General features: G+C 47.1%; 2 protein-coding genes and 1 pseudogene. All 3 read right to left on the reverse strand.

Features of this window, described 5'->3' with window-relative positions; all coding sequences use genetic code 11:
• Nucleotides 1–87: 87 nt before the first annotated feature.
• The gene (gene adhE, locus QUB37_RS26080; protein WP_333167678.1) at nucleotides 88–2,718 is read right to left on the reverse strand and encodes a bifunctional acetaldehyde-CoA/alcohol dehydrogenase; all 2,631 of its coding nucleotides are present in this window, start codon (nucleotides 2,716–2,718) and stop codon (nucleotides 88–90) included.
• Between the two features lie 143 nt (nucleotides 2,719–2,861).
• The gene (gene pflA / locus QUB37_RS26085) at nucleotides 2,862–3,602 is read right to left on the reverse strand and encodes a pyruvate formate-lyase-activating protein (RefSeq protein ID WP_333167680.1); all 741 of its coding nucleotides are present in this window, start codon (nucleotides 3,600–3,602) and stop codon (nucleotides 2,862–2,864) included.
• 275 nt (nucleotides 3,603–3,877) lie between these two features.
• Nucleotides 3,878–5,924: pseudogene (gene pflB / locus QUB37_RS29925) on the reverse strand (formate C-acetyltransferase); the annotation flags it as partial.
• Between the last annotated feature and the right edge of the window lie 76 nt (nucleotides 5,925–6,000).

The raw sequence follows: 6,000 nt of genomic DNA on the forward strand, positions 1-6,000 counted from the left end.
CTCCAGAAAGTCTTGTGGGGAGTAGGGGTTAGGCATCCTGCCCCCCATTGACAGGCTTTTGAGGAGAAATCTCTTGCACCGCGCCGATTAAACTACAGTTAACACTCGATCGACCTCAGAAGTGTCGCCGTGAGAGTACGCTTGCACCAGAAGTTGCTTTAAATCTTCAATCAGCGGATAGCGGGGGTTCGCTCCGGTACACTGATCGTCAAAAGCTCGATCGGCCATTTCCTCAACGCGAGCAAAAAAGAAATCATCGCTCATTCCCTGACTGGCGATCGCCTCCTGAATCGTGCTAGGAATATCTACCTCACGCTTGAGATCTTCCACCGCTGCGATCAACTTCTCAACTTTTTCATCTTCAGTATCGCCGCCCAAATTCAGATAGTCCGCAATTCGAGCATAACGCCACTTGCTGTTAGGATACTTGTTTTGAGAAAAAATCGCTTGTTTGAACGGAACATCCGTTGCATTGTAGCGAATTACGTGGGAAATCATCAGCGCATTAGCTAAACCGTGAGGGACGTGGCAAGTTGCACCTAATTGGTGAGCCATTGAGTGACAAACCCCCAGAAAAGAGTTGGCAAATGCCATCCCGGCGATCGTAGCAGCATAATGTACTTTCTCCCGCGCTTTCGGATCGTTAGCACCATTTTTGTAAGCGCTGGGCAGGTATTTAAACAGCAAACGAATCGCTTCTAAAGCCAAACCATTTGTATACTCAGAAGCCAACACAGAAACATAAGCTTCTAAAGCGTGGGTTAGCGCATCAATGCCGCCGTAAGCAGTCAGTTTTCGAGGCATATTCAGCGTAAGTTCTGGATCGACGATCGCCATACTCGGAGTCAGAGCATAATCTGCAAGCGGATACTTAATCCCCGATCGTTCATCCGTAACAACCGCAAAAGGCGTGACTTCCGAACCCGTTCCCGAAGTAGTTGGAATTGCCACCATAATTGCCTTTGAGCCCAAAGGCGGCAGTTCGTATACCCGCTTGCGAATATCCATAAACCGCATCGCCAATCCTTCAAACTCAATTTCTGGATGCTCATACATCAGCCACATTACTTTAGCAGCATCCATCGGCGAGCCACCACCAAAAGCAATAATCACATCTGGATGGAAACTATTGCAGATTTCTAAACCTTTGCGAACAGTAGCCAGCGAAGGATCGGGTTCCACATCGTAAAATGTGTAGTGATCGAGGCCGATTTCTTCCAAACTATCTGTGACTTCCTTAATCAATCCCAATTCAAACAATGGTTTATCCGTCACAATCAAAGCACGTTTCTTACCTGCAAGATCCCTCAAAGCAACAGGAAGACAACCCGACTTAAAATAAATCTTGGGAGGAATGCGGAACCACAGCATATTCTCGCGCCTTTCTGCTACGGTTTTGATATTCAGCAGGTGATGGGGTGTCACGTTGACAGAAATGGAATTATCGCCCCAGCTACCGCAACCGAGGGTAAGGGAGGGATCGAGGCGGAAATTGTACAAATCGCCGATCGCACCTTGAGAAGAAGGCGTATTAATCAGCACCCGCGAAGTCTCTAGTTTGCTTTCAAAATAACGAATGTGCTTCTGATTATGCGGAGCGGTGTAGAGTACAGAAGTATGTCCGTGCCCGCCAAAAATTATCAGCGCTTCGGCTTTGTCTACTGCTTCAGTAAAGTCCTTGGCGCGGTACATGGCGAGAATCGGCGAAAGTTTTTCACAAGCAAAGGGTTCTTCTTTACCTATCGCATCCACTTCTCCAATCAAAACCCTGATGTTTGACGGCACTACAAAACCCGCAATTTGCGCCACTTTTTGCACAGATTGTCCGACTATTTCGGCATTCAATCGACCATCAATTAAGATTACCTGCCGCACTTTTTCCCGTTCTTCAGCATTCAGGAAATAAGCACCGCGTTTGATAAATTCCAGTTGCACTGCATCGTACACCTCATCCACAACAACCACCGATTGTTCCGAAGCACAAATCGTGCCGTTGTCGAAAGTTTTGCTCAGCAAAATTGAGCTGACAGCCATTTGGATGTGGGCGGTTTCATCGATGATGGCGGGAGTATTTCCCGCGCCGACACCGAGGGACGGGTGCCCTGAAGAGTAGGCAGCTTTTACCATTCCCGGCCCGCCAGTTGCCAAAATTAGTTTGATATCGGGGTGCTGCATCAAAGCTTGGGAAAGCGGCACAGTTGGCTCATCAATCCACCCAATAATATCCGGTGGTGCTCCTGCCGCTACAGCAGCATCGAGGATGATTTTTGCCGCCGCAGCCGTGCAGGATTTGGCGCGGGGATGGGGAGAAAATATAATGCCATTTCTCGTCTTGAGCACGATTAAAGATTTAAAGATGGTGGTGGAAGTCGGGTTAGTTACAGGAACGATTCCCGCCAGCACTCCCACGGGTTCGGCAATGCGTTCGTAACCAAAATGCCGATCGGACTCGATGATACCGCAAGTCTTGTCGTTTTTGTATTTGTTGTAAATCATTTCCGAGGCAAAATGATTTTTGATTGCCTTATCTTCGATGACTCCCATTCCCGATTCTTTGACTGCTGCCTTGGCTAAGGGAATGCGGGCGGCATTAGCGGCTAAAGCTGCTTGCTTGAATATGCGATCGACTTGTTCTTGAGTGTAGGTGGCAAATTCAGCTTGGGCTGCTTTCACTTTTTGAATGAGCACTTCTAATTCTTCTACATTGGTAACTTTCATGTTTTTTTTCTTCAGGTATTTTTCGAGATTTATTGCCTAAGTTTTTGAGGGGTAGGGGAACCGCAGATTGACCGCAGATTAACGCAGATAGACGCAGATAATTTCAAGATTGTTTGGGATTTTTGCTCGAGGTCTTTTAATTATTATATACCGCTAGCTCCGATTGCATTTAGCCCGCGACTGCGAAAAATATCAACAGTTTGTTGCACGAGTTCCGGTGAAGCTGGAGGTGTATCCCTGAGTTCGTAATCAAATTTTAATTGTTCCCATTTGTATTCTCCCATTTTATGAAATGGTAATACTTCGACTTTTTCCACATTGTTCAGATTGGCAATAAACTCCGCTAGTTTTTCTACGTTTTGGATGTCATCTGTGAGGTGAGGAACTAGAACGAAGCGAATCCACGTCGGTTTGCCAATTTCGCTGAGATATTTCGCCATTGCTAAAGTAGGCTCAATCGACACATTGGTGACTTTGTAATAGAGTTCGGGAATGTAGGATTTGATGTCCAATAAAACCAGATCGGTCATTTCCAGAACCGGTTTAGCAACTTCTAAAAGACAGAATCCTGATGTGTCTAAAGCTGTATGCAAGCCTATTTGATGACAGCGGGTAAAGATTTCTCTGACAAAATCCGGCTGCATCAACGGTTCGCCACCGCTGACGGTAACGCCTCCTTTCCGCAGGTAGGATTTACATTTGGTAATTTGCTCGATTAAATAATCGACGGTTACTTCTTTACCATCGTGGGAACTGCGACAGTCGGGATTGTGACAGTAAAGACAGCGTAAGGGACAGCCTTGGGTGAAGACGATAAACCGGATTCCGGGGCCGTCTACTGTACCAAAAGTTTCGATTGAGTGAATGCGACCAATTCCAGACATTTAATTTGCTGTTTGTGGGGATTTTGAGAGTAGGGATGAGCGGGAGGGCGGGGTTAACAATAGCCGGAAAAGTTTCTGAACTCTTGTTTATAGCCTCGGCTCGCTCCCCCTGGCATCTCCCTTAATAAGGGGGATTTTCCGAGTTTCCGGTTCTCCCTTTGTTAAGGCTAGGGGGGATTGAGGTTAATCATTTAACAGCTTTTTCAGTCCCCCTCTATTCGGATGAAAGTTTGACTCTTGAGCGGTTTCAACCGCCGAGTTTTTTCTGCTGGGATTTAGACGCGTTCGTGGAAAGTCCGTTTAATCACATCTAATTGTTGTTCGCGGGTAAGTTTGATGAAATTAACCGCATAACCGGAGACGCGAATTGTTAGCTGGGGATAGTTTTCTGGATGTTCCATCGCATCTAGTAATGTTTGCCGATCGAGCGCGTTAACATTGATGTGATGGCCGCCATCGTGGAAGTAACCGTCTATAAGACTAACTAGGTTATTAGTCCGATCGCTCTCCATTCTGCCCAAGGCCTGCGGTACAATCGAAAAAGTATTCGATATGCCATCTTGACAATCACTGTAAGGCAGTTTTGCTACAGAAGATAAGGATGCGATCGCCCCACAGGAATCTCGGCCGTGCATCGGGTTAGCACCGGGAGCAAAGGGTTCGCCTGCTTTACGTCCGTCGGGAGTGCTACCAGTTTTTTTGCCGTAAACTACGTTAGAAGTAATCGTGAGTACCGATTGAGTTGCTACAGCGCCGCGGTAGGTTTTGTGCTGACGAATTTCGTTCATGAAGCTTTGCACAAGTTCGATGGCTAGACTGTCTACGCGATCGTCATTATTGCCGTATTTGGGATATTCTCCTTCGATCGAGTAATCTACTGCCAAACCTTGCTCGTTGCGAATCACCTTAACTTTCGCGTGTTTAATCGCCGATAGCGAGTCCGCCACCACGGACAATCCGGCAATTCCGCAGGCCATTGTCCGGTAAACATCGCGATCGTGCAATGCCATTTCCAGGCGTTCGTAGCAGTATTTGTCGTGCATATAGTGAATGACATTCAACGTATTGATATACGTTTTTGCCAACCACGCCATCATGTCGTGGAACCGCGCTTTTACCTCGTCATAATCGAGATATTCGGTAGTAATCGGTGGGAACTGCGGCGCGATTTGGTCACCGGACTTCTCATCTTTACCACCGTTAATCGCATAGAGCAAAGTCTTAGCTAAGTTAACTCGCGCGCCGAAAAACTGCATTTTCTTGCCAATTCGCATCGCGGAGACACAACAGGCGATCGCGTAATCATCGCCGTATTGAGGACGCATCAAGTCGTCGTTTTCGTACTGAATCGAACTCGTGTCGCTGGATACCTTCGCACAGAATTGTTTGAAGTTTTCCGGCAAGTTTTCCGACCACAATACGGTGAGATTTGGTTCGGGTGCAGTACCGAGGTTTGACAGGGTGTGTAAGAATCGGAAACTGTTACGAGTTACCAATGTTCTACCGTCATCGCTGATACCGCCGATCGCCTCTGTTACCCAAGTTGGATCGCCTGAAAACAGAGCGTTATAGTCGGGAGTTCGCAAAAACCGCACCATGCGGAGTTTCATTACAAAATGGTCGATCAGTTCTTGCAATTCCTGTTCGGAACTCGCGCCACCTTGCAAATCGCGCTCGAAATAAATGTCTAAAAACGTCGATACGCGCCCGAGAGACATCGCTGCCCCGTTTTGTTCTTTCACTGCTCCCAAGTAGCCAAAATACACCCACTGGACAGCTTCTCGTGCGTTTGCCGCCGGACGGCTAATATCAAAGCCGTAGCTAGCAGCCATTTCTTTTAACTCAAACTAGGCCCGAATTTGCTCGGATAACTCTTCGCGCAAACGAATTGTTGCCTCGTCCATCGCGTCTAGTTCGAGTGATTCTTGCTGTGTTTTTTTTATCATCAATTAGGCGATCGACACCGTACAAAGCAACGCGCCGATAGTCACCGATGATGCGCCCGCGTCCGTAGGCATCTGGCAAACCTGTGATGATACCAGAACGTCTCGCCAGACGCATCGAGCGCGTGTAAACATCGAATACACCATCGTTGTGAGTTTTGCGATATTTCGTAAATATTTCTTCTGTTTGCCGATCGAGTTGATAGCCGTAAGCTTCTAAACCTGCCTTGACAACGCGAATCCCGCCAAAGGGCATAATCGCGCGTTTCAAAGGTCGATCGGTTTGCAAACCTACTATTTGTTCTAAGTCGCGATCGATGTATCCTGCTGCATGAGCCGTGATGGATGTGGGAACTTTTGTATCAACATCCAATACACCTGGAGTTTAGACTAAGCACAAATTGACTCAGCCTGAGCTGAGTGGAAAAAATGGTTAATCAGCGAGAGGTTCTCAA

Origin of the sequence: Microcoleus sp. AT3-A2, from assembly GCF_036705685.1 — a bacterium.
GTDB lineage: Bacteria > Cyanobacteriota > Cyanobacteriia > Cyanobacteriales > Microcoleaceae > Microcoleus.

Bases quoted from the DNA above. Each gene is read 5' to 3' on its own strand.
- pflA (WP_333167680.1), bottom strand. From the start codon at position 3,602: ATGTCTGGAATTGGTCGCATTCACTCAATCGAAACTTTTGGTACAGTA.
- adhE (WP_333167678.1), bottom strand. From the start codon at position 2,718: ATGAAAGTTACCAATGTAGAAGAATTAGAAGTGCTCATTCAAAAAGTG.